Source organism: Streptomyces inusitatus (assembly GCF_014651115.1).
In the GTDB taxonomy this organism is placed as follows: domain Bacteria; phylum Actinomycetota; class Actinomycetes; order Streptomycetales; family Streptomycetaceae; genus Streptomyces; species Streptomyces amakusaensis.
The window spans coordinates 37,089-62,683 of record NZ_BMWG01000008.1 but is presented as its reverse complement, the minus strand read 5'-3'; the positions used below and the strand labels follow the sequence as shown (position 1 = coordinate 62,683).

Genomic DNA, 25,595 nt, shown 5'->3' with positions numbered 1-25,595 from the left:
CTACCTCCGTACGAGGGCGGCGCGCGCGGCGCGTACGATCCGCTTGGCACGCCGGGGTGGGCGGGGCGCGATCCGATCCTCCCACCAAATCGTCAGTTCCCGGCGGGACTTGTCGTCGGCGGGCTGCCCGGCGAGCAGCAGCTGTTCGGCGAAGTCGAGGGCGTCGCGCCGGTAGCCGGAGCGCAGCGGCCGGTTCCTGGCGTACGCGAGGAACGCGGGCCGGTAGCCGTCCCCGAGGATCGCGGGCAGTTCGGGCGCGATCCTGGCGACGACCGAGGCCCGCTTGGCGGCGAGCGCCCGCCGCTGCACCCCGAGCCGCCGGTGGTCGAAGCCCTCGGGCGCGGGGGTGCCGGCGACCAGCGAGGACAGCAGCGCGGCCTGGGCGATGCCGAGCCGCTCCCGGGCGGGGCCGTCCTCCTCGCCGGGCCCGCTCGCCGCCCTCTCCCGGACCTCCCGGACCTCCCGGACCTCCCGGACCTCCCGGACCTCCCGCGCCTGTGGCGCTTCTGCGACGTGCGGCGGGCCGAGGCGTATCGCCTCCCGGATCGCGGCCAGCTCGCCGCCCAGCTCGGCGGCGGCCGGGAAGTCGTCGTCGCGCTCCAGCAGCACCCCGGGAGGGCTGACCCGGGAGCGCAGCTCGCGCAGGACGTCCAGCACGGGTTCGGCGACCGGGTGGGCGTGGGTGTCGTGCCAGACGCCGTCGCGCTCGACGCCGCCCGCCACATGGACGTACGCGATCGCCTCGACCGGCAGCTCGTCCAGCGCGGCGGCCGGGTCCTCGCCGTGGTTCACCAGATTGGTGTGGAGATTGGCGACGTCGATCAGCAGCCCCACGCCGGTGCGCTCCACCAGCTCGGCCAGGAACTGCCCCTCCGTCATCTCCTGGCCGGGCCAGGAGATCAGCGCCGCGATGTTCTCCAGCGCCAGCGGCACCGGCAGCGAGTCCTGGGCCACCCGGACGTTCTCGCAGAGCACCTTGAGCGCTTCCCGGGTGCGCGGGACGGGCAGCAGATGCCCCGCCTCCAGCGGGGGCGAGGCGGTGAGCGCGCCCCCGGCGCGCACGAACGCGATGTGCTCCGTCACCAGCGGCGAGCCCAGTGCCTGGGCCCGCTCCGCCAGCTCCGTGAGCTTGCGCCCGGACGGCCGGTCCGCGCCGCCGAGTCCCAGCGACACCCCGTGGGGCACCACGGCGACCCCGCGCGAGCGCAGCCGGGTCAGCGAGTCGGGCAGATGGCACGGGCAGATGTTCTCCGCGACGACCTCGACCCAGTCGACGCCGGGCAGTGACTCGACCGCCTCGGCGATCTCGGGCCGCCAGCCGATTCCGATACCGAGCTCCATGTCCCCCTCCTCTGCCCGCCGGACGGCACGGGCGTGTCAGGGTCATGACCCCGCCGATCGGTGTCGAACCCCGGAGCTGGGACGTTCAGAGGATGATTTGAGGTTCCCCTCCCCGTCCTTCCGGCTCCCCGGCCGGCCCCGGGCCGGCCGACCGGGGGAGCGGTCCGTCAGCCTCTCGCGGGCGGCTGTTCGGCCACGCCGGCCCATTCCTTGAGTTTTGCTTCGATCTCCTTCTGATCCGCCGGAGTCAGATAGGAGAAGTCTCCGTATGTGGGACCGACATAAACCTTTGAATCCCTGCTCTCATTCACCTGGAAGGGTTCTGCGCCTATCGGGCTGTACTCCCCGTAGACGTAGATCATGTTTGAGGAATGCTCGCGCACCCAGGTGTCGATGTCCGCCATCGCGCCGTTGTCGAATTGCATCGGGACGGCGCGGTCGACGAAGGTGCGCGGATTGTTGATGCCGGGGTAACGCAGCAGATCGTCCAGGTGCGGGGTGCTGATGGCGGGCCAGCCGGTCTGGGTCCCGGCCAGATAGATGTTGGCCTCCTCCCAGCGCAGCGTCCAGTCGGCGCGGGTGTGGTTGGCGCTCACCAGGCGGAGCTGGTCCCAGATCGCGGCCGTGGTGGCGGTTTCGGAGGGGATGTAGGGGCACATCCCATCGGCCGCCAGCTGCTGCCAGTACCGCCACTGAAAGTCCGTGACCGAGATTTCGAAGGCCCGGTCCACCGAACCGACCAGCTGGAAGGTGAAGCCCTCCTGCTGGGCGTACTGACGGTAGAGCTCCACCAGTTCGTCCCGGCGTATCAGGGCCTCGCGCTGGAAGGACTCGATCCGTTCCCTGCACTCGGGGGTGTTCCGCTGGGCGAGGTGGGCCTCGTACGCCGAGTCGTCGTCGTTGTGGGCATCGTTCCTGGCTCCTACGACATAGGTGCCCACCACGTCGTTCGGGTAGAAGCGGCGGTGGTACGTGGCTACCTCGCCGGTCAACGCCATGCCGGTGGACAGCCACCTCTGGTCGTAGATTCTCTTCATCGCGACCGTCACCCGGTGCAGATCGTCCGCCAGCTGCCGGATGTTCAGCTTCGACAGGTCCTTGGGGACCAGCTCCGAACCGGGCAGGAAGCGCTGCTCCACCCTGACCTCGTTCTTGAGGAAGGTGATGCCCAGCGGGTCCCCGTAGGCGTGCTGGGTGGGAATCAGCGCCGTGGGCAGTCGCTCGCCCCGGTGGTAGACGACGACCTTCTGCCGGAAGGTGCCCGCCGCCGGGTCGCGGTGATCCTTCGGCTGGGTGAAGAAGACCTCGTACACGCGCCGGTCCCAATCCTCCCAGCTGGTGGTCTCCCGGACGGAGGCCACTTCCGGGAGTGCGGCGAGGCGCGGTTTGATGTCCGTGATGGGGGTTTCGGGGAGGGCGGCGGCCGGGGTGCCGGAGAAACTCACGGCGCCTAAAAGCACCACAAGTGATAGTAAATATCTGATTGCGTTGCGCATCGGCTCTCCTCGTGGGGGAACGAAAAGTTCACCGAATAAGCTAACTTGGCATGCCCATGATCGCCAGTTCGTGATATGTGATAAGCGATTTCCCGACGCCGCGGCGCGGCGCTGCATTAACCCCGAATTTCGTGTTAAGGCGATGCTTGTGCGGTGGGCTCCCTATTTCCCGGTCAGCGCGGGATGCTCGGCGATCACCGTCGCCGAGCCCGGCGCGATCTCCGTGAAACCCGCGTCCCGGACGAGCGGCAGCCCGCTCGCCGCCAGCCCGGCCCACCGGCCGGGCTCCGCCGTACGCACCGAGAGGGCGAAGCCGGACGCGGCCCAGGCGGCGCGCTCCGCCTCCGACAGCTCCCACCAGGCGAGCTGCGCGCCGTGGCCCGCCTGTGCCATGGCCTTGCCGGCGGACATGTCGAGACCGGGGCTCATCCACAGCACCGGCCCGCCGGGGGCGGGCTCGGCGGGGGCCTCCGGATCGTCCAGATCGGTGCCCGAGACCTGGAGCTTGGCCAGCTCCTTGGGCCAGCCGTCCAGCGGCACGGGCGGGAACACGCGTACCTCCGCGTGCTCGCCGGTCACGGTGATGCCCGGCAGCTCCGACGCCTTCCGCCACTCCGCGCCGCGCGCCCGTCGCACCACCTTGCGGATCCGGGCGTCCTGCCAGTCCCGCACGGCCCGCGCCCACTCGCCCTCGTCCTCGCCCTCACCCAGCGAGCGCTCGTCGGCGAGGAGCGTGAGCACCGCGCGGGCCGCCGTCTCCAGCGCGTCGGTACGGGCCGGTGGATCGGTCTTCTCGATCCGCACCACCAGCGGCAGTACGAACTGGGGCGCCTCGTCGCGCTCGTCGCGCTGGTCGGAGTGGGTCTCGGTGCTGTCGAAGTCGCTGCTCACACCCGCGATTCTGCCAGCCCGGCCCGCGCGGCCCCGACGCGCCGATTCGCCGTGATCAAGGATATTTCTTGTCGTAACAAGCCACTCCGGGTGAGTATGCACCCATGAAAAGCGATCTCTTCTCCTCGGAGAACATGGCCCAGCGGGCCACCGTTGCCGGAATGACCCAGCAGAACGCCAAGTCGATCAAGTACGCCGTCAACGGCGAGATGCAGGCACGGCAGGGGTCGATGATCGCCTTCCGCGGCGATCTCCAGTTCGAGCGGAAGAGCCAGGGCATCGGCGGCCTGCTCAAGCGGGCCGTCACCGGGGAAGGGCTGCCGCTGATGTCCGTACGCGGACAGGGCGAGGCGTGGTTCGCGCACGAGGCGGCGAACTGCTTCATCATCGACATCGAGCAGGGCGACTCCCTGACCGTCAACGGCCGCAACGTCCTCTGTTTCGACTCCAGCCTCTCCTACGAGATAAAGACGGTGAAGGGCGCGGGCTCGGCCGGCGGCGGACTCTTCAACAGCGTCTTCACCGGCCACGGCAAGCTCGCCATCATCTGCGAGGGCAACCCCATCGTGATCCCGGTCACCCCCGACCAGCCGGTGTGCGTGGACACCGACGCGGTCGTCGGCTGGAGCGCGGGCCTCGCGACCTCGCTGAACCGCTCCCAGTCCTTCGGCTCGATGGTGCGCGGCGGCTCCGGCGAGGCCGTTCAGCTGATGCTCCAGGGCGAGGGCATCGTCATCGTGCGCCCCAGCGAACTCGTTCCCCAGACCTCGAACTGAGGCCGCGGAAGGCCGGCCGCGCCGTGGGCGCGCCGGAGTAGGCTCGTACGCATGGACGATTCGTACTGCGAGACGCCGGGCGGCGGGCCCGGTCCCGGCTCCGCCCCCGCGCGTCCGCCGGTCCCGGACGAGCCCTTCGCCGAGTGCGTACTGTGCCGTGAGCCGACCGAGTACCCGGAATCGGTGAAGGGCGTCACCCTCTGCCCGGTCTGCGAGTGGCAGGAGGCCCAGCGGACGGCCTGCTCGGGCTGATCCCGTCCCCTCGCCGGGTCAGCGTTTCTTCTTCATCAGCTCGGAGACCTTCACCATGCGGTAGCCCCGGTCGCGCAGTTCGGGCACGATCGTGCGCAGGGCCTGCTCGGTGACGGGGGCCGCGCTGCGGGTGCAGTGGAGGACCACCACGGAGCCGGGCTTCACCTCTTCGAGCACCTGCTCGGCGACGGCGTCCGGGTCCCCCGAGAAGGCGTCCCCGCCGACCACGTCCCACTGGACGGCGGTCACCCCGGCCGGGGCGATGGCGCGCAGCGCGCCGTCGTCGTAGCAGCCGCCGGGGAAGCGGAAGTACGGCACCACATTGCGCGCCCCGCTCTTGCGGATGGCGGCGAAGCCGCGGTTCACATCGGCGAGCATGCGGTTCTTGGCGACCTGCGGCAGGCCGTAGCACTTCGGGGTGAAGGCGTAGTGGCTGTAGGAGTGGTTGGCCACCTCGAAGAGCGGATCGGCTCCGATGTCTCTGGCCTGGTCGGGGTACTCCTCGGCCCAGCGGCCCGTCATGAAGACCGTGGAGGGGACCTTCAGCTCGCGCAGCGCGTCGATGAGGGTGGGGTTGTCGAAGCGCTCGCCGCGCAGCGCCCGCCGTCCCTGATCGGCGGTCATGTCGGCGTCGAAGGTGAGCGCGACGGTCTTCCCCTCGAACTCGCTCTCGTCGCTGTACTCGCTGAACTCGTCCCCGTCGGCGTCCTTGGGGAGGGCGGCGCGCTTGAAGACCGGGGTCACGGTCTGCTGCTTGGTCCCGAGGGGCCCCGCCGCGGCGGCTTTGCTGGGGGCGGCCGGTTTGGGGGCGGGCTTGTCGGCGGCGCTCTTCCCGCCGCAGCCGACGAGTACGGATCCCAGGAGGGCCAGCGCGGTAAGTCTTCGCACAGAAATGATCACGAAGTAAAAATATAGGATCATTTCATAATTTAATGGACATATTGCTTCCCTTCGGAGTGTCGAGGGTGACGGGGCGCCGGTCCGGGGTCTGGGAGGATGCCCGGATCGGACCGGATCGGACCGGATCGGCGCTCGGGAGGAATCGCATGGAAGGGCCCACGACGGCCGGGGTGCTCGCGGGGATGGCGGAGGCGGCCGCCGCGCCGGCGGACCGGGGCGGGGCGCTGTGGCGGCTCGCGGCCCAGGAGCGGCAGCTGGACGCGAATCTCATCCGGGTGCCCCCGGGCGAGGGGGTGCCCGGGCATGTCGAGCCCGACCTCGACGTCCTGCTCTGCGTGGTCACCGGCGACGGTGAACTGGAGACGGACGCGGGCCGGCAACCGCTGGCGGCGGGGGCGGTGGCCTGGCTGCCGCACGGCACGCGCCGGGCGGTGAGCGCGGGCCGCGAGGGCCTCGTCTATGTCACGGCGCACCGGCGGCGGCCGGGCATGAGTATCCGGGGCCCGCAGTCGCCCGCTCCCGTGGCCGCGCCCGCTCCGGCTCCCGCGCCCGTGGTCGAGGGCGGCGAGGCGGCCTGTCTCCTCGGCCGGATCTGCCCCTCCTGCGACCGCCCCGCCGAGCTTTCCGCCGCCCGCTACTGCGCCCACTGCGGCACGGCGTTCCCCGGCTAGAAGATGCCGGGGCCGGTCAGGCCGGGGGCGGCAGCGGCGGGGGGTGGGCGTCGTCGAGCGCGCGGGTCAGTGCGTGCAGCTCCTCGCGCAGGGCCCGCACCCGGTCCAGGGGCAGCCCTGTCGCCGCGGCGATCCCGCGCGGCACCGCGCGCGCCCGCTCCCGCAGCGCCGCCCCCGCCGCGGTGGGGCGCGCCGTCACCGAGCGCTCGTCCTCGGTGCTGCGCCTGCGCTCCACGTACCCCGCCGACTCCAGCCGCTTCAGCAGCGGCGACAGCGTGCCCGAGTCCAGCCGCAGATGCTCGCCGATCCGCTTGACCGGCAGCTCCCCGTGCTCCCAGAGCACCAGCATCACCAGATACTGCGGATAGGTCAGCCCCAGCTCCTTCAGCGCGCCCCGGTACACCCCGTTGAACGCGCGCGACGCCGCGTGCAGCGCGAAGCAGATCTGCTGGTCCAGCCGGAGGAAGTCCTCCTCCGGCACCTCGCTGAGCGTCGTTTCGGCCATCCGTCCAGCATACCGGGGAGCCCTCCGCCCGCCATTAAGTTGTGTGCAACTCAATTGTGTGTTGTAGTTGTGTTCCGACGAACCACCGACGAGACGAAGAGGCCAGTCATGGACGCGCTCTACACCGCCGCAGCCACCGCCAACGGGCGCGAGGGCCGTGCCGTCAGCTCCGACGGCACGCTCGACCTCCCGCTCGCCTTCCCGCCGGCCCTCGGCGGCGACGGAAAGGGCACCAACCCCGAGCAGCTCTTCGCCGCCGGGTACGCCGCCTGCTTCGCCGGTGCGCTGGGGGCCGTCGGCCGTCAGGAGAAGGCCGACGTCAAGGACGTCTCGGTGACCGCCGAGGTCGGCATCGGCAAGGACACCGACGGCGGCTTCGCCCTCTCCGTCGTCATACGGGTCGAGCTTCCCGCCCATCTGGAGGGCGAGCAGGGCCGGGCGCTCGTCGAGAAGGCCCACGCCGCCTGCCCGTACTCCAAGGCCACCCGGGGCAACATCCCCGTCGAACTCGTCGTCGAGTAGGAGTAGTCGGGCAGGTGGTGCCGAGGCGGGGGGCGGCGCGGTTGGATGGGCCCCATGAGTGAGTCAAAGGAGCACACCGCCCGCGAACTGGCGGAGCAGATGCGGATCAACGAGGCCAACTGGGACGCCCGTACCCCCGTCCATCTCGCCAGCCGGTTCTACGGAGTGGACCAGGACCCGGACCCCGCCCGCTGGTTCGCCCCCTTCGAGTGGACCGACATGGGCGAGTTGACCGGCCGGGACGTACTGCATCTCCAATGTCATCTCGGCACCGAGACCCTCGCCTTCGCCCAGCGCGGGGCGCGCACCACCGGCCTCGACCTCTCCGGCGCGGCCGTGACCGCCGCCCGCGACATCGCCGCCCGGGCCGGCCAGGACGTCGACTATGTGCACGCCAATGTCTACGACGCGGCGAAGGCCCTGGGCGAGCGCCGGTTCGACATCGTCTACACCGGCAAGGGCGCGCTCTGCTATCTGCCGGACCTGCCGCGCTGGGCCGAGACCGTCAGCGGACTGCTCCGCCCCGGCGGCCGGCTCTACATCGTGGAGTTCCACCCGCTCCTCCAGGCCCTCGGCCTCACCCCCGGCCCCGACGACACCCCCGAACTGCTGCTGCGCCACGACTACCTCAGCGGCCGGGGGGCCATCCTCCAGGACGCGACGCACACCTACACCGACGGTCCGGCGGTCGAGGGCGCGACGGACTGCTACGAGTGGATGTACGGCCTGGACGATGTGATCAACGCGCTGATCGGGGCCGGTCTCGGCGTCGAGCGGCTGCGCGAGTACGGGGAACTGCCCTGGCCGCGCTGGCCGGAGATGGAGCGCACCGAGAACGGCTGGTGGCGGCTGCCCGAGGGCTCCCCCCGGATCCCCCACCTCTTCGCACTGCTCACCACGGCGAAGGGCTGACGCCTCCCGGGTGGCTGACGGGGTGTCGCCGACATGAGGCAGTTCCCTCTCCCCGTCGGCGGACAGAGATGTGACCCGCACGTGTGCTTCACGCGCCTCGCGGCACGTGAACCGTGCGGGTCACGGCACCTCGTGTGCGGTACGGCGGGACTCCGCCGTACCGAGGATCAGACCAGCTCGGCCGTGAGCGTGATCGTCGTGCCCGTCAGCGCCTGGCTGACCGGGCAGTTCTTCTTGGCGTTCTCGGCGGCCTCGGCGAACGCCCCGGCGTCCAGACCGGGCACCTCGCCGCGCACGGTGAGGTGGATACCGGTGATGCCCTCACCCGGCTGGAAAGTGACGTCGGCCTTGGTCTCCAGACGGGCCGGCGGGTTGCCCGCGCCGGTCAGACCGTGCGAGAGGGCCATCGAGAAGCAGCTGGAGTGAGCCGCCGCGATCAGCTCCTCCGGGCTGGTCTTGCCATTGGCCTGCTCGGCGCGGGACGGCCAGGAGACCGGCTGCGAACCGATGCCGGAGGAGTCGAACGTGACGGTGCCCGAGCCCTTGAGCAGTTCGCCTTCCCAGACCGTGTGTGCCGTGCGCGTGGTGGCCATGGTGTGAATCCCTTCAGACGGAAAGCTTTACTCCCCGAACCTACTGCCCCGGGAGATCCCTCGCGTCACGGGCCAGGGCGGTGAGACGGGAGATCGCCCGGAAGTACTTCTTCCGGTAACCCCCGTTCAGCATCTCCTCGCTGAAGAGCCTGTCGAAGGGGAGACCGGACGCGAGCACCGGAACCTCCCGGTCGTAGAGCCGGTCGGCCAGGACGACCAGCCGCAGTGCGGTGGACTGGTCGGGCACCGGGCCGACATCGGTCAGACAGACCGTGCTCAGCCCCTCGGTGAGGGCTCCGTAACCGCTGGGGTGGATCCGCGCCAGATGCTCCAGCAGCCCGGGGAAGGAGTCCAGGGACGCCCCGTCGGTGGCGTACGCGGTCTTCGTGACCACCTCGTCGGAGTACGGCGCCGGGGCCTCGGGAAGCCCCCGGTGGCGGTAGTCCTCGCCGTCGATCCGCAGCGGCAGGAAGTGCGCGGACAGCCCCTGGATCTCCCGGAGGAAGTCGGCGGCGGCGAACCGGCCCTCGCCGAGCTTCCCGGGCAGGGTGTTGGAGGTGGCCGCCAGCGCCACGCCCGCCTCGGCCAGCTTCTTCAGCAGGCTCGACACGAGGACGGTGTCGCCCGGGTCGTCCAGCTCGAACTCGTCGATGCACAGCAGCCGGTGTCCGCTCAGCGTCCGCACGGTCTCCTGGAAGCCGAGCGCGCCGACGAGATTGGTGAGTTCGACGAAGGTGCCGAAGGCCTTGAGCGAGGGATCGGCCGGAGTGGCGTGCCAGAGGGAGGCCAGCAGATGGGTCTTGCCCACGCCGTAGCCGCCGTCGAGGTAGACGCCCCGGGGGCCGGCCGGTGCGGCGGGCTTCCTCGCGAACCACCGGCGGCGGCCCGAGCCGCTCGGGTGCGCCCCGCCGAGGCCCGCCGCGAACGAGCTGAGGGCGGCGACCGCCGCCGCCTGGCTCGGCTGCCCCGGGTCCGGCACATAGGTGTCAAAGCGCACGGCGTCGAAACGCGGTGGCGGCTGCATCTCCCGGACCAGCCGGTCGGCGGGGACGTGGGGCCTGCGTTCGCAGAGTGACTGCGGAACGCCGCTGGTCATGACAGTTGCAACACGGGTGGACACAGTTCCCCACTGTAAGGGGCGTGCCACACTGCCCCCATGCGACGCCTGCTCCCTGTGACCCACCAGACACCCGCCGACGACCGTGAGTGGTCCCTCGACGAGCTGGCCGAGGCCTACGCGTATCCGGCGACCGCTCCGGGGCAGGGGCGGACCCCGGGGGCGTGGCTGCGGGCCAACATGGTCTCCTCGCTGGACGGCGCGGCCCAGCACGACGGCCGCTCGCAGCCGCTGTCCGGCGATGCCGACATGCGCATCTTCGGCACCCTGCGGGGGCTGGCCGACGCGGTCGTGGTGGGTGCGGAAACGGTACGCCTGGAGGGTTACCGTCCGGCCCGCGCCCGGGAGGCCTTCGCCGCCCGCAGAAAGGCGGCCGGCCAGACCCCCGCGCCCGCGATCGCCGTGGTGAGCGCCTCGCTGCACCTGGACTTCTCGCTGCCGCTGTTCACCGAGCCGCTGACGCCGACCCTGATCCTGACCGGGGCCGCCGCCCCGGCGGACCGGGTCCGCGCCGCCGAGCGCGCGGGCGCGCGGGTGGTGATCGCCGGGGACGGCCGGGGCGTGGATCCGGCGGCGGCGGTGTCGGCGCTCGCGGGGCTGGGGCTGACCAGGCTGCTCACCGAGGGCGGACCGAGGCTGCTGGGTCAGTTCGTGGCCTCGGGGACCCTGGACGAGCTGTGTCTGACCCTCTCGCCCACCATGACCGCCGGGGACTCCCAGCGGATCGCGGGCGGGCCCGGGGCGCTCGTTCCGGAGCGGTTCGCGCTGGCCTCGCTCCTGGAGGAGGCGGGCTTCCTTTTCGCTCGCTACGACCGCATCTGACAATCAGCGGAATTTGCCGTTCCGGTTAGCTTCGACTGGGCACACTTATCTCTGCAGACCCCGTGCGGGCACGGGGAAGGATGGTTTTTGCAGAAGGGTCCTGACGTGTTCACAAGCGTACTGATGATCGAAAAGCCCCTGACGCCCGAGGACGTGGACTTCGTCACCACCCTGCACGGGGAAGAGGCGGTCTCGTTCATCGTGCTGCTGCAACCTCGCGGGGACCAGGCGGACGTCCTGTTGCGCGCGATCGACGACGTGGCGCTCGGCGAACTCAAGGACGCGGTCCACGAGGGCGAGGAACCAGAGGGCGGCGAGGCCAGGGAGCCCGCCGAAAGAGGCCTGGAACTCTCCGTCGCCGCCCTGCGCGCGGCGGGCTGCCGGGCGGAGGGAGAGGTGGTCGAGGCCCACCCGCTGGACCGGCTCACGGCCCTGGTGGCCGAGAAGGGGGCCGACGAGGTGATCGTGCTGACCGCGCCGCACTACGTGGAGGAGTTCTTCCACCGGGACTGGGCCTCCCGGGCGCGGCACAAGGTCGGCGTACCGGTGCTCAAACTCTTCGCGCACAGCGAATAGGCTGGGCCCTCGCCCCGTCGCGGCACCGGTGCCGCGACGGGGCGAGGCCGCACCGACCGTCGTACACCCTTGGAGACACACGCATGGCACCCGCCATCCCCAGCGCCATGGAACGCCCGCACTTCATCGGCATCGGGGGTGCCGGAATGTCCGGCATCGCGAAGATCCTCGCCCGGCGCGGCGCGCTCGTCGCCGGCAGCGACAGCAAGGAATCCCCGACGGCGGACGCCCTGCGGGCCCTCGGCGCCACCGTGCACATCGGACACGAGGCCGGGCACCTCGCCGACGACGCAAGCTGCGTCGTGGTCTCCAGCGCGATCCGCGCCGACAACCCCGAGCTGCTGCGCGCCGCCGAACTCGCCGTCCCGGTCGTCCACCGCTCCGACGCGCTGGCCTCCGTGATGACCGGGCTGCGCCCGATCGCCGTCGCGGGCACCCACGGCAAGACCACCACCACCTCCATGCTGGCCGTCGCGCTCTCCGCGCTCGGCCTGGACCCCTCGTACGCCATCGGCGGCGACCTGGAGGGCCCCGGCACCAACGCCCGCCACGGCGAGGGCGAGATCTTCGTCGCCGAGGCGGACGAGAGCGACCGCAGCTTCCACAAGTACGACCCCGAGGTCGCGATCATCCTCAACGTGGAACTCGACCACCACGCGAACTACGCCTCGATGGACGAGATCTACGAGTCCTTCGAGACCTTCACCGGCAAGATCGTCCCCGGCGGCACCCTGGTCGTCTCCGCCGACCAGCAGGGCGCCGTCGAGCTGACCTCCCGGCTGCGCGCCCGGTCCGGGACGGAGTCCGGGCCGAGGATCGTCACCTACGGCGAGTCCCCCGAAGCGGACGTACGCGTACACAAGATCACCCCGCGCGGACTCTCCAGCGAGGTCACCGTGGTCATCGACGGCCGCTTCCTGACCTTCACCGTCTCCGTCCCCGGCAGCCACTACGCCCACAACGCCGTGGCCGCGCTCGCCGCCGGAGTCGCCCTCGGCGTCCCGGCGCACAATCTGGCCTCCGCGCTCGGCAAGTACACCGGGGTCAAGCGCCGCCTCCAGCTCAAGGGCGAGGCGGCGGGCGTACAGGTCATCGACTCCTACGCCCACCACCCCACCGAGATGATCGCCGACCTGGAGGCCATGCGGGGCGCGGCCGAGGACGCCCGGCTGCTGGTCGTCTTCCAGCCCCACCTCTTCTCCCGCACCCAGGAGCTGGGCAAGGAGATGGGCCAGGCCCTCGCGCTCGCCGACGCCTCCCTGGTCCTGGAGATCTACCCGGCCCGCGAGGACCCGATCCCCGGCGTCACCAGCGCCCTCATCACCGAGGCGGCCCGCGCGGCGGGCGCGGACGTCACCCCCGTCGGCGACCCCTCGCTGATCCCGGCGACGATCGCGGGAATGGCGAAGCCCGGTGATCTCGTTCTCACCATGGGCGCGGGTGACGTCACGGAGCTTGGTCCTGAGATCCTCGCCCGTCTGTCGAGCTGAGGAAGCGGTTTTCATGGCGTACGACATCGACAAGCCGGACGAGCAGTGGCGCGAGGAGCTGACCCCCGCCGAGTACCAGGTGCTGCGACAGGCCGGGACGGAACCCGCCTTCCGGGGCGAGTACACGGACACCACCACGGAGGGTGTCTACTCCTGCCGGGCGTGTGACGCCGAGCTGTTCCGCTCGGACACCAAATTCCCCTCGCACTGCGGCTGGCCGTCCTTCTACGACCCCAAGGACACCGACGCGGTCGAGCTGATCGAGGACCGGTCCCACGGAATGCTCCGCACCGAGGTCCGGTGCGCACGCTGCGGATCGCACCTCGGCCACGTCTTCGCGGGCGAGGGCTATCCGACCCCCACCGACCAGCGCTACTGCATCAACTCCATCTCCCTGCGGCTCACCCCCGACAAGGACTGACCGGGCCCCTCCCTCAGGAGCCCGCGGGCTCCAGCAGGTCCCAGCGGTTGCCGTACAGGTCCTCGAAGACCGCGACACTGCCGTACGGCTCGTGCCGCGGGCGCTCCAGAAAACGGACGCCCGCGGCGAGCATCCGCGCGTGATCGCCCGCGAAGTCCTCCGTGTACAGGAAGAACCCCACCCGGCCGCCCGTCTGCGCGCCCACACACCCCCGCTGCGCCTCGTCCTTCGCCCGCGCCAGCAGCAGCCCGGTCCCCGCACCCGCCCCCGGCGGCCGCACCACCACCCACCGGGAGCCGTCCGGCCGGGGCGTGTCCTCGCTCAGTTCAAAACCGAGCGCGCCGGTGTAGAAGGCGATGGCTTCGTCGTACTCACGGACGACCAGGGAGACCAGGGCGATCATCGACATGGCCCCACCCTAGGTCGTGTCTTCGAAGTCCCGTCTGCCTGTCGTGCCCTGGCACGCACGCTCGCCGCGTTGTCGTCGGTCGCCGACGGCCCCCTGGGCTTCGCCCGGGAGGTACCCCCACCGCGTCGACTCCCTCCTCCGCCTTGCGATCGCACGCACCAGACCCCGCCAGACTCTCCCTACGGGAGGACGACGCTACTTCGAAGACACTCCCTAGGCCTGTCGTTTTACCGGCCCGGCCTGGGACAATGGGTGCGTGACCGCCCTCCCGCCCGGCCTGCTGGCACGGGCCGCCGACCTCGCCGTACCGGGCCGGCGGCGGATCCTGGGCATCGCCGGAGCGCCCGGAGCGGGCAAGTCCACCCTCGCGGAGCGGCTGTGCCGGGCGCTGGACGGACGGGCCGCCCTCGTCCCGATGGACGGCTTCCACCTCGCCGGAGCCACCCTGGAGCGCCTCGGCCGGGCCGACCGCAAGGGCGCGCCCGACACCTTCGACGCCGACGGGTACACCGCGCTGCTCGCCCGGCTCCGCGCCCGCGCGCCAGGCGTCACCGTCTACGCCCCGGCCTTCGACCGCGCACTGGAGGAGCCGGTCGCGGGGAGTGTCGCCGTACCGCCGGAGATCCCCCTGGTCATCACCGAGGGAAACTACCTCCTCCACGACGACGGCCCCTGGTCCGCGGTCCGGCCGCTCCTCGACGAGGTCTGGTACCTGGAACTCGACCCGGAGGTCCGGGTGCGCCGCCTCGTCGACCGCCAGGTGCGCTTCGGCAGGGACCGCGCCCACGCCGAGCGCTGGACGGCCCGCTCCGACGAACCCAACGCCCGGCTGGTCGCCCTCGGCAGGGACCGCGCCGATCTCGTCGTCACCCTGCCCTGACCTCCCCTGACCGGGGTGGACCGGACCCGGGTGGGTACGCTCACAGACGGTGGACCGAGGCGGGGCGGACCTCCCGGGGGCGGCTCCGGGCCGGAAGAACGGCCAGGGGCGAACGAAAGGCGGATTGACGTGGGGCTGTTCCGGCGGAAACCGAAGCGCGACGGGCGGGAAGCGCCCCGGGACCCGGAGTTCGCCTACTTCTCCGTCGACGAGGGCGCGCGCTTCCGCGCACTGGTCCGCGAGGCCTTCGCCGAACAGGGCCTCGAAGTCCTCCTCCACCCGGACATGGTCTCCGACAACTCCGGCCGGCAGTTCGGCCTCGCCAACCTCGCCGCCGTCCTCCACAACGACGACCGGGGCCCGCGCGCCTGGCCCGAGCTGGTCCGCCGGCACGTCGGCATGGTGCTGCGGACCATGGACGCGCCCTCCGCGCTCGACACCCTCTCCACCGAGCAGATCCGCTCCCAGCTCTACCCCCGGGTCCTCGGCTCCGAAGGGTTTGACCCGGAGAACTTCGACTACGCGCGCTCTCCCGCGCCCGGACTGTACGAGATCATCGCGCTCGATCTCCCGGAGAGCGTCATGATGCTCACCGACGACGCCCTCGAACCCCTCGGCAGCCTTCGCTACCTGCGCGAACAGGCCCTCTACAATCTGCGCGGCCTGCCCGTCGAGGGACACGAGAGCGTCAAGGGCGACGCCGGGATGCGCTTCGAGGTGATCCTCGGCGACTCCTTCTACACCGCGAGCCGGGTGCTCACCCTGGAGAGCGTCGTCCGCGAGACCACCGGGGAGGAGCTGACCCCGGACGGCGCGCTGGTGGCGATACCCTTCCGGCACCAGCTCGCCTTCCACGTCATCAAGGACGCGGGCGCGATCCCCGCGCTCAACGCCATGGCCGCCTTCGCCGCCACCGGTTACGTCGACACCCCGGGCGCGATCAGCCCCTTCGTCTACTGGTGGCGCGCCGGCACGCTGACCCAGCTCAGCGCCTACGAGGAGGACGGCGAGGGACTGCGGATCGTGGTCGGCGACGACTTCCAGGAACTGCTGGAGCGGCTGAGGGGCGGCGGCGGAGCCTGATCCGCCGGGGGCTCACTCCACGGCCAGCACCGCGCAGGCCCGCGCGGCGGGCCGCAGCACCCCGTCCGCCCCCGGGGCCGTCACCGACCCGAAGGACGCCAGCACCCGCGCGGGCCCGCCGAGCGGGATCGCCGCCGGGCCGTCCGACAGATTGACCGCGATCCGCAGCCCGCCCCGCCGCACCAGGAGCCAGCGCGCCCGCTCGTCGTGGTCCACCCCTACCGAGGCCAGATCCGGATCATTCAGATCCGGATGGCTCCGGCGCAGTGCGATCAGCTCACGGTGCCAGGCCAGCAGCCGGGCGTGCGGCTCGCGCGAGCGCTCCGAGCGGTCCAGACAGGAGCGGTCGCGGGTCGCCGGGTCCTGCGGGTCGGGCACGTCCAGGACGGCCCAGCCGTGCGCGGCGAACTCCGCGCGCCGACCCTCCCGCACCGCCCGGGCCAGCCCGGGGTCGGTGTGGTCGGTGAAGAACTGCCAGGGGGTACGGGCCCCCCACTCCTCGCCCATGAACAGCATCGGCGTGAAGGGGCCCGTCAGCACCAGCGCCGCCGCGCACGCCAGCGTCCCGGGGTCCAGGGACCGGGAGAGCCGGTCGCCGAGCGCGCGGTTGCCGATCTGGTCGTGGGTCTGCGCGTAGCCGATGAAACGGTGGGCGGGGGTGCGGGCCGGGTCCACCGGGCGGCCGTGGACCCGGCCCCGGAAGGAGGAGTACGTGCCGTCGTGGAAGAAGGCCCGGGTGAGCGTCTTGGCGAGCGCCGCCATCGGGGCCCGCGCGAAATCCGCGTAGTACCCCTGGGACTCGCCCGTCAGGGCGGTGTGCAGGGCGTGATGGAAGTCGTCGTTCCACTGGGCGTGCAGCCCGATGCCGCCCGCCTCCGCCGGCGTCGTCGTCCGGGGGTCGCACAGATCGGATTCGGCGATCAGGAACAGCGGCCGCCCCAGCTCCGCGCCGAGCACGCCGACGGCCGTCGCCAGCTCCTCCAGGAAGGTCAGCGCCCTGCCGTCGGCGAGCGCGTGCACCGCGTCCAGCCGCAGCCCGTCCAACCGGTACTCCCGCAGCCAGGCCAGCGCGCTGCCCAGCAGATAGGCCCGCACCTCGTCCGAGCCGGGCGCGTCGAGATTGACCGCCGCGCCCCACGGGGTGCGGTGGGCGTCGGTGAAGTACGGCCCGAAGGCGGGCAGATGGTTGCCGGAGGGGCCGAGATGGTTGTGCACCACGTCCAGCACCACGCCCAGACCGTGCCCGTGGGCCGTGTCGACGAAGCGCTTCAGCGCCTCCGGCCCGCCGTAGGGCTCGTGGACCGCCCACGGCGACACCCCCTCGTACCCCCAGCCGTGTGTGCCGGGGAAGGGGCAGACCGGCATCAGCTCGATGTGCGTCACCCCCAGACCGGCCACGTCCGAGAGCCGGCCGGCCGCCGCGTCCAATGTGCCCTCCGGAGTGAAGGTGCCGATGTGCAGCTCGTAGAGGACCGCGCCCGCCAGCGGCCCGCAGGGCCACTCGTTGCGCCAGACGTACGAGTCGGGGAGCACCACCGCGCTGGGGCCGTCCGGGCCTTCCGGCTGGCGGCGGGAGCGGGGATCGGGCAGCACCGGGCCGCCGTCCAGGGCGAATCCGTAGCGGGTCCCCTCCGGCGCGGGCGCCTCGGCGCTCCACCAGCCGGACCGGCCCGCCACCGGCGCCATCGGGTGCTCCGCGCCCGCCAGCCACAGCGCGACCCGCTCCTTCGCCCTCGGCGCCCACACCTCGAACAGCACTCGCGGTCCCTTCCTCGTCGGCCGGACACCCCGGCCCGCACCCGGGCCCGGTTCGTCCGATCCGTCCGGTCCGGGTCCGGCGTCCATCCTGGCGACTTCGGACCCCGCGAGCGGGGTCCCTGGGCCATTGGAGTCAACGGGCGCGCCGCGGGGCCGCCGGGAGATCTCCCGACGGCCCCGCTCCACCGTCACCGGCTACCGGCGGCTACCGGCCGTCGGCGGGTCCGGGCACCAGATGGACGCGCTCGTCGACGATCGGATACCCGGCGCGGGCGAACTGCGCCGCCATCGGGAAGTTGCCCTGGTCGGTGGCGGCCAGGATGTGCCGCGCCCCCTGCTCGGCCAGCATGTGCGTGCACTCCGCGAGCAGGTCGTACGCGTAGCCGTGGCCGCGCTGCTCCGGCAGGACGCCGATGAAGCCGACGCACGGCCCCGCGTGGATGCGCGCCGGGACGTGCAGCCCGACCGGCTCGCCGTCGGCGGTGTGGGCCAGCCGCCACCACTCGCGCGGCGAGTCGCACGCGCGGAAGTAGTCCAGCTCCGCCTGGGCCGCCCGGTCGAGTCCGCCCTCCTCGATGTCGAGGAGCGCGTGCGCGTCGAGCGTCGCCGAGTGGATCCGGCGGAGCAGCCGGAAGAAGACGTCGTCGTCGGGCTCGGGCCGGAAGACCAGCCGCCCCGGCCGCGCGGGCAGCCCGCACTCCGGCGTCCACCGGTACTGATAGCGCTCCACCAGCAGTCGCATTCCGGCCGCCTCGGCGGCCCGCAGCCGGGCCTGCCCCGCGGCGTGCGCCTCGGGGTCCTCGCGCCAGTTCCTGGGCAGGATCAGCTGGTACTCGACGCGGTACGGGGCGGTGCGCAGCAGCTCCGCGCCCGCCTCCTCCTCGCCCTCGGCGACATCGAACCAGTTGAGGCTGAAGGGCTCGGAGTCGCCGGGGCGGCCCCACCAGGCGGCCCGGGCGACGACGCGGCCGTCGCGCAGGGCGACGCGCTTCCACTCGGGCCGGTGGACGACATGGGCGAGGGCACGGCCGACACCGAGGGGATCGGGCAGGGCGTCAAACAGCTGGGCGTCGCTCTCGTCGAGCGCGCGAATGACCAGATCGGTCATGGGAGAAGTCCTCCGAAGAAGCGGTGGTGCGCTCCCGGTCAGACTGCGAACGCCGGGCGGACGGGGCGGGAGCGCGGGAACGATGGGATGAACACGGCACTCGCCTCCTCTCCGTCTGTCTGTTGGCGTTGCGAGGACTGTACACGATCGCGGCGCGCTCACCCACTCTTTTCCAACTGGCCGGAACTGGTGCTTCCGTGCAGGTCAGCCAAGGTGTCGAAGAGGCCGGAACCGCCCCGATTCTGGACAGCGCGCGCCCGTGGGGCGGACAATCACCGGGTGACGTCGTCGTTTGAGTTCCCCACGTACTCCGCTCCGGCCGTCAGGCTCTCCGACGCAGAGCGGGACCGGGTGGTCGGTGTGCTCAGGGAGGGCGCGGCCGACGGCAAGCTCTCGCACGACACCTTCATGCGCCGGATGGAACTGGCCCTCGTCGCCAGCCGTCCCGAGGAGTTGCGGGTGCTCACCGCCGATCTCGGCGTCCGCGCCCGGCCGGAGGGCGTCGCCCAGCGGATGGTCGGCGCGGTCGGCGGGGCGTCCGCGTTCTTCGTACGGCTGCGCAGGGCCTGGCAGACGGAGAAGCTGCCGCCGCTGCTGCTGCCCGAGACCGGCCCGTTCGCGCTGCGGATCGGCCGCGACCCGGGCAACGGCCTGCGGCTCAGCCATGACACGGTCTCCCGGGCCCATGCCGAACTCGCCCTGCGCGGCGGCGTATGGGTCCTCCGCGATCTCGGTTCCACCAATGGCACCACCGTCAACGGGCGGCGGGTGGCGGGCTCGGTCGTGGTCCAGGACGGCGACATGGTCGGCTTCGGCCGGATGAGCTTCCGGCTCACCGCCCCCTGACCGCCGGGCCCCGGCGGCTCAGCAGCGCCACCGGACGGTCCGCGAACAGCTCCGCCAGCCGCACCGGCGCCCCGCCCGTCAACTCCCTCCCGTCCAGCAGGAGATCGTCCCACCGGCCCTCGGGCAGCGTCAGCTCCGTCTCCCGCCAGCCGCCCGCGCGCTCCAGACCGAGCGAGAGCCGGGTGACCGCCGCGACCACCTCGCCGGTGCGGCAGAAGGCCACACAGTGCGCGGCGGCCGGGCCGTCCGCGCGCAGCGGTGTATAACTCCCCGAAGCGCCGAACACTCCCGGCCGCTCCCGGCGCAGCCGCAGCGCCGCCCGCGTCAGCGCCGTCTTCTCGTCCGGCGTGCCCTGTTCGAACGGCTCGCGGTTGTCCGGGTCCACCAGGGCGCGCCAGTCCCGCTCGGTGCCCTGGTAGAGGTCCGGCACCCCCGGCATCGCGAGCTGGAGCAGCGCCGCGCCCAGCGCGTTCGCCCTCCCGTACGGCTCCAGTGCGCGCGCGAGGCGCAGCGCCGAGTCCGGCGGCTCCCCGGCGGGCCCGGCCGCGACGAAGGCGGCGAGAGCGCTCTCGTACTCCTGGTCGGGCTCGGTCCAGGTGGTGTGCAGGGCCGCCTCCCGAGCGCCCTTGAGCAGCGCGCGCCCCAGCCGCTCACCGCGACCGGAACCGGGGCCGGAACCGGGGCCGGAACCGGGGCCGGAGTCGGGACTGAGGCCGAAGCCGATCGCCGTCTGCCAGGCCGTCCACGCCAGCCCCCGGTCGGGCGCGCTCCCGCCCGCGCGATCCGCCGTCTCCCCGGTGACGTCGGCGAGGAAGGCGGCCCATCGCTCCGGGCATTCGGACAGCACGGCGATCCTCGCCCGTACATCCGCGCTGTGCTTGGTGTCGTGCGTGGTCAGCGCTGTGCCGGTGGCGGGCCAGTCGCGTGCCAGCCGTTCGGCGTACGCGTGGAACTCCTCCGGCTCGACGAAGGGCCGGCCGGGATCACCGCCGACCTCATTGGCGCAGATCAGCGGCGTATGGCGGTAGAAGGCGGTGTCCTCCACGGACTTGGCGCGCAGCGCGGACGCGGTCTGCGCGAACCGCGCGCGGAAGGCGTCCCTTGAGGGGCTCTCGCCGAGCCGTCCGAGCGCCAGATCCCGTACGACGCCGACCGCCGAGGCCTCGTCGGGGACGGGGAAGGCGGCCTTGGCGGCGGTCGCCGCGCCGGGGGTGAGGATCTCCTCCGCCCCGGTCCGGTACGGCCGGTAGACCGGCACCCGGAGCAGCAGCTCGCGGATCGCGGTCCGCAGCGCCCAGGGGGCGTGGTCGCGCAGCCGGGGGTCACCGGCGCAGACCCGTTCGGCGAGCCGGGTCAGCGCGGTGACCTCGGCGGCCAGCTCATGGGTGATCACACGGTGGGCGGCCCGGCGGACGGTCGCCTCCCAGTGGCCGCCCCGGTCGTCGGCGGCCCCGGAGAACGCGCGGTAGCGGCGGAGCAGTTCGCGGCAGCCCGCGGGGTCGGTGAAGAGGCCGTCGACGCGGCGCAGTGTGTCGTATCCGGTGGTGCCTGCCACCGGCCAGCCGGGGGGCAGCCGCTCCTCGCCGGTGAGGATCTTCTCCACCACGGTCCAGCAGCCGGGTCCGAGCGCGGTGTCCAGCCGCCGCAGATACTCCTCCGGATCGGCGAGCCCGTCGGGGTGGTCGATCCGCACTCCCTCCACGACTTTGTCCCGGACCAGTTCCACGATCTTGGCGTGGGTGGCCTCGAAGACCTCCGGGTCCTCCACGCGCACCCCGATCAGCTCCGACACGGTGAAGAAGCGGCGGTAGGCCAGCTCGGTCCGGGCGAGCCGCCACCAGCCGAGCCGGTACCACTGGGCGTCCAGGAGTTCCGGCAGCGGCAGCGCGGCGGTCGTCCCCCGGAGCGGGAAGCGGTGCTCGCCGTAGTGGAGCACGCCCGACTCGACGCGCATCGCGGCGGTCTCCTCGCCGAGCCGGCCGCCGAGCACCGGCAGCAGCACCCGGCCGCCGCCCGCCTCCCAGTCGATGTCGAACCAGCGGGCGTACGGCGATCCGGGGCCATGCCGGAGGACGTCCCACAGGGCGCGGTTGTGGCGGGGGACGGCGGCCATGTGGTTGGGCACGATGTCCAGGACCAGCCCCAGACCGTGGTCGCGGGCGGTCCGGGCGAGCGCGCGGAGGCCCGCCTCGCCGCCCAGCTCCTCCCGTACCCGGGTGGGATCGGTGACGTCGTAGCCGTGCGCCGAGCCCGGGACCGCCTCCAGCACGGGGGAGAGATGCAGATGCGAGACGCCGAGCCCGGCGAGGTACGGCACGGCCTCGGCGGCCGCCGAGAAGGGGAAGCGGGGCTGGAGCTGGAGCCGGTAGGTGGCGGTGGGCTTCATGCCCGCGTACGTACCCGCCCGGCGGACCGGTCTGTCACCGGGCCGGCGGCGGGTGTGCGCCGATCGGCCCACAGCCGCCCCCGAGGCGGGTCGGGCCGGTCGGGCGGGTCAGGCCGGTCTGCGCAGCACCACCAGACTCCGCCCCACCAGCCACACCCGCTCCCCGGCCGCGACCTTCGCCCCGCCGCCGGGCGGCACCCCCTCGGGGCGGGCGGTGTCCACCACCACCTGCCACTGCCGGCCGTGGTGGACCGGCACGGCGAAGTCGAGATCCTCCGGGCCCGCGTTGAACATCAGCAGGAAGGAATCGTCGCGGATCCGTTCCCCCCGGGGGCCCGGCTCCGAGATCGCGTTCCCGTTGAGGAAGACCGAAAGCGCCCTGGCCTGCGCGGACTGCCAGTTCCGCTGGGTCATCTGACGGCCCTCGGGGGTGAACCAGGCGATGTCGGTCAGCTCGTCCTGGGCCCCCGCCACCGGGCGGCCGTGGAAGAACCGCCGACGGCGGAAGACCGGGTGGTCGCGCCGGAGCCACACCATCGTCCGGGTGAACTCCAGCAGTGTCCCCTCCGCCCCGGAGCCCGGCTCGGGCCACTTCACCCAGGAGAGTTCGCCGTCCTGGCAGTAGGCGTTGTTGTTGCCGCGCTGGGTGCGCCCGAACTCGTCGCCGTGGCTGAGCATCGGCACCCCCTGCGAGAGCATCAGCGTCGCGATGAAGTTCCGCATCTGACGGCCGCGCACCTCCAGCACCTCGGGGTCCTCGCTCTCGCCCTCCGCCCCGCAGTTCCAGGAGCGGTTGTCGCTCTCGCCGTCCCGATTCCCCTCCCCGTTGGCCTCGTTGTGCTTCTCCTCGTAGGAGACCAGGTCGTGGAGGGTGAATCCGTCGTGGCAGGTCACGAAGTTGATCGAGGCCAGCGGTCGCCGCCCGTCGTCCTGGTAGAGGTCGGACGAGCCGGTCAGCCGGGAGGCGAACTCCGCGAGGGTGCGCGGCCGGCCGCGCCACAGATCGCGCACGGTGTCCCGGTACTTGCCGTTCCACTCGGTCCACAGCGGCGGGAACTTCCCCACCTGGTAGCCGCCCTCGCCCACGTCCCAGGGCTCGGCGATCAGCTTCACCCGGCTCACCACCGGATCCTGCTGCACCAGATCGAAGAACGAGGACAGCCGGTCCACCTCGTGGAACTGCCGGGCCAGGGTCGCCGCCAGATCGAAGCGGAAGCCGTCCACATGCATCTCGGTCACCCAGTACCGCAGCGAATCCATGATCATCTGGAGTACGTGCGGGCTCCGCATCAGCAGCGAGTTCCCGGTGCCGGTGGTGTCGGTGTAGTGCCTGCGGTCCTCGGCCAGCCGGTAGTACGAGGCGTTGTCCAGGCCCCGGAAGGAGAGCGTCGGGCCCAGATGGCTGCCCTCGGCCGTGTGGTTGTAGACGACGTCGAGGATGACCTCGATCCCCGCCTGGTGCAGCGCCCGGACCGCGTGCTTGAACTCCAGCACCTGTTCGCCCCGCTCGCCCCAGGAGGCGTAGGCGTTGTGCGGGGCGAAGAACCCGATGGTGTTGTACCCCCAGTAGTTGCTCAGCCCCGCGTCCACCAGCCGGTGGTCGTGGACGAACTGATGGACCGGCATCAGCTCCAGCGTGGTGACGCCCAGCTCGGTCAGATGCGAGATCACCGCCGGATGGGCGAGCCCGGCGTAGGTCCCGCGCAGCTCCTCGGGCAGCTCCGGATGGAGCATCGTCAGACCCTTCACATGGGCCTCGTAGATCACCGTGCGGTGGTAGTCCGTGCGGGGGGACCGGTCGTCGCCCCAGTCGAAGTACGGGTTGACCACCACCGAGGCCATGGTGTGCGGGGCCGAGTCCAGGTCATTGCGGGAGTCGGGCCGGCCGAAGTGATAACCGTAGACCGACTCGTCCCAGTTGATTTCTCCGCTTATCGCGCGGGCGTACGGGTCCAGGAGGAGTTTGGCGGAGTTGCAGCGCTGCCCGCGCTCCGGCGCGTACGGGCCGTGGACCCGGAATCCGTACCGCTGACCCGGCATCACACCCGGCAGATACGCGTGCCGGACAAAAGCGTCGGTCTCGCGCAGTTCCACCGCCGTCTGCGAGCCGTCGTCGTGCAGCAGACACAGTTCGATGCGGTGGGCTGCCTCGGAGAACACCGCGAAGTTGGTTCCGGCGCCGTCGTAGGAGGCGCCGAGGGGGTATGCCCGTCCCGGCCAGACCTGCATGGAAGAACTCTTACCCTTCCGATCCGGGTGTAGAGGGACACAACGTCCGGATCCTGGTGAAAGTATCGCTGGCGGGCCGCCCTGAGGCCGGGGACGACGCGGTCAACATCGGGTTCCTTCCGTCCCCCCTCGGAAGGCGGCCCGGACCGTACCGCTATGAATCGGCTCACTCCGGGGGATCTCGCCCGCAGGAACGTATCGGCGGATAAAGGGAGTTGGGAAAGGAGCGTGTCGATCCGGCTGCACCGCGTCCCGCATGCGGAGTAGTCTTCCTTGATCGTTGGGTGGGGGACGGGAAGGCGGTGCGCGGGTGAGCTCGGGAGGTCTGGAGCTGCCCCCCGGTGACACAGGTCACGAGGGGGACACCGGCGACATCCCGCCCGGTGCGGTCTCGCTCGCCAGACCGATGGAGATCGGGGCGGAGCTGGACTGGGGCGCGGAGGCCTGGAGCGAGGTGCGCACCCGCGCCCAGCGGGCCGGGCGCGCCTACATCTGGCTCAATCTGGTCGAACAGAGGCTGCGCGCGGTGGTCGCCGCGGTGCTCCGGCCGATCTACGAGCCGGTCCACGGCGACGACTGGGTGGTGGCCGCGGCGGGCCCGGCGGGCCAGGAGTGGGTGCAGCGGGCGGTCGCGGTGCGGGAGGTCTCCCGCCGCAAGGGGTATCTGCTCGACCCCGCCGACGACAATGTCCTCTCCTTCCTCACCCTGCCCCAGCTGCGCGAGCTGATGGTGCAGCACTGGCCGTGCTTCGCACCGTACTTCGACGACCGGCGCGATGTGGAACTGGCACTGGACGAGCTGGAGGTCACCCGCAATGTGGTCTCCCGCAACCGGGCGCTGAACGAGGCCGTCCTCGCCCAGGCCGAGCGGGCCTCCGCCCGGCTCCTCGACATACTCGGCAGCGGCGCCGGGGTCCCCTCCGCCGACCGGCTCCCGGTCGACGCGGTGGAGGACCTCGTCGGCGACCGGTACGCCGACGTCGTCTCGGTCCACCCCGACCGGGTCCGGCTCCAGCGCCAGCTACCCGCCGAGGATCTCTTCGGGGGCGCCCGCCGCCTCGACGCGATCGGCATAGGCCTGAATCTCCTGGTGCAGAACTTCTCCGGCCGCCGGCTGGTCCGGCTCGCCGAGTCGGGCTGCCGGATCCGGCTGCTCTTCCTCAACCCGGCGAGCAGCTCGGTCAAACGGCGCGAGCGGGAACTCGGCATCAGGAAGGGCGAGCTGAGCCGCACCGTGGAGATGAACATCCTCCATATGCGCCGGGTGCGGGCGCGGCTGCGGGACCCGGGGGCCTTCGAGATCCAGGTCTTCGACGAGACGCCCCGCTTCACCGCCTATCTCGTCGACGGCGACGGGCCCGACGGCCTGGCGGTCGTACAGACCTATCTGCGCAAGGCCCGGGGCATGGAGGCCCCGGTGCTGGTGCTGCGCGGGGGCGGGCGCTCGGTGGTCCGCGCCGGGCAGGAGGGGGAGCACGGGCTCTTCCAGACCTACCGCGAGGAGTTCGAATCGGAGTGGGCCGACTCCCGGCCGGTCTCCTGACACCGGGCCCGACGGGCCGTCGGACCGGGCTGGCGGGCGTCTTCGGCGGGACGCGGGGCCGGGGCTGT

The 25,595-nt window shown here is 72.0% G+C and carries 25 protein-coding genes; 13 read left to right on the top strand and 12 right to left on the bottom strand.

From position 1 onward, the window contains the following. From IE247_RS15390 to IE247_RS15380, 3 genes are all read right to left on the bottom strand, one after another. The gene (locus IE247_RS15390; protein WP_190123674.1) at positions 1 to 1,341 is read right to left on the bottom strand and encodes an MbnB/TglH/ChrH family RiPP precursor modification enzyme; all 1,341 of its coding nucleotides are present in this window, start codon (positions 1,339 to 1,341) and stop codon (positions 1 to 3) included. A 167-nt stretch (positions 1,342 to 1,508) separates the two neighbouring features. Beyond that, positions 1,509 to 2,786 (bottom strand): serine protease, encoded by a 1,278-nt coding sequence (locus tag IE247_RS15385; protein WP_190123673.1) that lies wholly within the window; start codon positions 2,784 to 2,786, stop codon positions 1,509 to 1,511. A 213-nt stretch (positions 2,787 to 2,999) separates the two neighbouring features. Further along, a complete protein-coding gene (locus IE247_RS15380) occupies positions 3,000 to 3,737 on the bottom strand; it encodes an aminoacyl-tRNA hydrolase (RefSeq protein ID WP_190123825.1) in 738 nt (245 codons plus the stop codon). A gap of 95 nt (positions 3,738 to 3,832) precedes the next feature. Here IE247_RS15380 and IE247_RS15375 point away from each other — a divergent pair, with 95 nt between their 5' ends. Next, positions 3,833 to 4,504, top strand: a complete 672-nt coding sequence (locus tag IE247_RS15375) for an AIM24 family protein (RefSeq protein ID WP_190123672.1) — start codon at positions 3,833 to 3,835, stop codon at positions 4,502 to 4,504. A 51-nt stretch (positions 4,505 to 4,555) separates the two neighbouring features. Continuing rightward, positions 4,556 to 4,756, top strand: a complete 201-nt coding sequence (locus IE247_RS15370) for a hypothetical protein (protein ID WP_190123671.1) — start codon at positions 4,556 to 4,558, stop codon at positions 4,754 to 4,756. 18 nt (positions 4,757 to 4,774) lie between these two features. Here the strand turns inward: IE247_RS15370 and IE247_RS15365 are convergent, their stop codons facing one another. Beyond that, positions 4,775 to 5,677, bottom strand: a complete 903-nt coding sequence (locus IE247_RS15365) for a polysaccharide deacetylase family protein (protein ID WP_190123670.1) — start codon at positions 5,675 to 5,677, stop codon at positions 4,775 to 4,777. 125 nt (positions 5,678 to 5,802) lie between these two features. On the opposite strand from IE247_RS15365, the gene IE247_RS15360 reads away from it, so the two are divergent. Continuing rightward, entirely contained in the window at positions 5,803 to 6,327 is a 525-nt protein-coding gene (locus tag IE247_RS15360; protein WP_190123669.1) for a cupin domain-containing protein, read from the top strand. Positions 6,328 to 6,343: 16 nt separating this feature from the next. On the opposite strand, the gene IE247_RS15355 is transcribed toward IE247_RS15360, so the two are convergent. Beyond that, positions 6,344 to 6,832, bottom strand: a complete 489-nt coding sequence (locus tag IE247_RS15355; protein ID WP_190123668.1) for a MarR family winged helix-turn-helix transcriptional regulator — start codon at positions 6,830 to 6,832, stop codon at positions 6,344 to 6,346. A gap of 108 nt (positions 6,833 to 6,940) precedes the next feature. Here IE247_RS15355 and IE247_RS15350 point away from each other — a divergent pair, with 108 nt between their 5' ends. Next, positions 6,941 to 7,354 (top strand): organic hydroperoxide resistance protein, encoded by a 414-nt coding sequence (locus IE247_RS15350; protein WP_190123667.1) that lies wholly within the window; start codon positions 6,941 to 6,943, stop codon positions 7,352 to 7,354. A 54-nt stretch (positions 7,355 to 7,408) separates the two neighbouring features. After that, complete coding sequence (locus IE247_RS15345; RefSeq protein ID WP_229869133.1) at positions 7,409 to 8,266, top strand: class I SAM-dependent methyltransferase; 858 nt, start codon at positions 7,409 to 7,411, stop codon at positions 8,264 to 8,266. A gap of 167 nt (positions 8,267 to 8,433) precedes the next feature. On the opposite strand, the gene IE247_RS15340 is transcribed toward IE247_RS15345, so the two are convergent. Together IE247_RS15340 and zapE are read right to left on the bottom strand one after the other, a co-directional pair. Further along, the gene (locus tag IE247_RS15340) at positions 8,434 to 8,859 is read right to left on the bottom strand and encodes an OsmC family protein (protein WP_190123666.1); all 426 of its coding nucleotides are present in this window, start codon (positions 8,857 to 8,859) and stop codon (positions 8,434 to 8,436) included. A gap of 40 nt (positions 8,860 to 8,899) precedes the next feature. Then, positions 8,900 to 9,955 (bottom strand): cell division protein ZapE, encoded by a 1,056-nt coding sequence (gene zapE / locus IE247_RS15335; RefSeq protein ID WP_190123823.1) that lies wholly within the window; start codon positions 9,953 to 9,955, stop codon positions 8,900 to 8,902. A gap of 60 nt (positions 9,956 to 10,015) precedes the next feature. Here zapE and IE247_RS15330 point away from each other — a divergent pair, with 60 nt between their 5' ends. The 4 genes from IE247_RS15330 (at position 10,016) to msrB (ending at position 13,285) form a co-directional block, all read left to right on the top strand. After that, positions 10,016 to 10,798 (top strand): pyrimidine reductase family protein, encoded by a 783-nt coding sequence (locus IE247_RS15330; RefSeq protein WP_190123665.1) that lies wholly within the window; start codon positions 10,016 to 10,018, stop codon positions 10,796 to 10,798. A 123-nt stretch (positions 10,799 to 10,921) separates the two neighbouring features. Then, entirely contained in the window at positions 10,922 to 11,374 is a 453-nt protein-coding gene (locus tag IE247_RS15325) for an indole-3-glycerol phosphate synthase (protein ID WP_190123664.1), read from the top strand. 83 nt (positions 11,375 to 11,457) lie between these two features. Then, the gene (gene murC / locus IE247_RS15320; RefSeq protein ID WP_190123663.1) at positions 11,458 to 12,864 is read left to right on the top strand and encodes a UDP-N-acetylmuramate--L-alanine ligase; all 1,407 of its coding nucleotides are present in this window, start codon (positions 11,458 to 11,460) and stop codon (positions 12,862 to 12,864) included. Positions 12,865 to 12,877: 13 nt separating this feature from the next. Further along, a complete protein-coding gene (msrB, locus tag IE247_RS15315) occupies positions 12,878 to 13,285 on the top strand; it encodes a peptide-methionine (R)-S-oxide reductase MsrB (protein WP_190123662.1) in 408 nt (135 codons plus the stop codon). A gap of 13 nt (positions 13,286 to 13,298) precedes the next feature. On the opposite strand, the gene IE247_RS15310 is transcribed toward msrB, so the two are convergent. Beyond that, positions 13,299 to 13,694: a VOC family protein gene (locus tag IE247_RS15310; protein WP_190123661.1), complete on the bottom strand. Its 396-nt coding sequence runs from the start codon at positions 13,692 to 13,694 to the stop codon at positions 13,299 to 13,301. Positions 13,695 to 13,950: 256 nt separating this feature from the next. Between IE247_RS15310 and IE247_RS15305 the strand changes: the two genes are divergently transcribed. Next, the gene (locus IE247_RS15305) at positions 13,951 to 14,574 is read left to right on the top strand and encodes a nucleoside/nucleotide kinase family protein (protein ID WP_190123660.1); all 624 of its coding nucleotides are present in this window, start codon (positions 13,951 to 13,953) and stop codon (positions 14,572 to 14,574) included. A 129-nt stretch (positions 14,575 to 14,703) separates the two neighbouring features. Then, a complete protein-coding gene (locus tag IE247_RS15300; RefSeq protein ID WP_190123659.1) occupies positions 14,704 to 15,657 on the top strand; it encodes a DUF1444 domain-containing protein in 954 nt (317 codons plus the stop codon). Between the two features lie 12 nt (positions 15,658 to 15,669). Here the strand turns inward: IE247_RS15300 and treZ are convergent, their stop codons facing one another. Next, positions 15,670 to 17,415, bottom strand: a complete 1,746-nt coding sequence (treZ, locus tag IE247_RS15295; protein ID WP_190123658.1) for a malto-oligosyltrehalose trehalohydrolase — start codon at positions 17,413 to 17,415, stop codon at positions 15,670 to 15,672. Between the two features lie 205 nt (positions 17,416 to 17,620). Next, complete coding sequence (locus IE247_RS15290) at positions 17,621 to 18,523, bottom strand: GNAT family N-acetyltransferase (RefSeq protein WP_190123657.1); 903 nt, start codon at positions 18,521 to 18,523, stop codon at positions 17,621 to 17,623. Positions 18,524 to 18,802: 279 nt separating this feature from the next. Here IE247_RS15290 and IE247_RS15285 point away from each other — a divergent pair, with 279 nt between their 5' ends. Further along, complete coding sequence (locus IE247_RS15285; protein ID WP_190123656.1) at positions 18,803 to 19,369, top strand: FHA domain-containing protein; 567 nt, start codon at positions 18,803 to 18,805, stop codon at positions 19,367 to 19,369. Here the strand turns inward: IE247_RS15285 and treY are convergent. Both treY and glgX read right to left on the bottom strand, forming a co-directional pair. After that, on the bottom strand, positions 19,356 to 21,755 hold the full coding sequence (gene treY / locus IE247_RS15280) for a malto-oligosyltrehalose synthase (RefSeq protein ID WP_190123655.1): 2,400 nt from the start codon (positions 21,753 to 21,755) through the stop codon (positions 19,356 to 19,358). The genes IE247_RS15285 and treY overlap by 14 nt on opposite strands. 108 nt (positions 21,756 to 21,863) lie before the next feature. Beyond that, positions 21,864 to 23,984, bottom strand: coding sequence for a glycogen debranching protein GlgX (gene glgX, locus IE247_RS15275; RefSeq protein ID WP_190123654.1), 2,121 nt, complete (start codon positions 23,982 to 23,984; stop codon positions 21,864 to 21,866). A 310-nt stretch (positions 23,985 to 24,294) separates the two neighbouring features. Here glgX and IE247_RS15270 point away from each other — a divergent pair, with 310 nt between their 5' ends. Continuing rightward, entirely contained in the window at positions 24,295 to 25,527 is a 1,233-nt protein-coding gene (locus IE247_RS15270; protein WP_190123653.1) for a DUF5919 domain-containing protein, read from the top strand. Positions 25,528 to 25,595 lie beyond the last annotated feature (68 nt).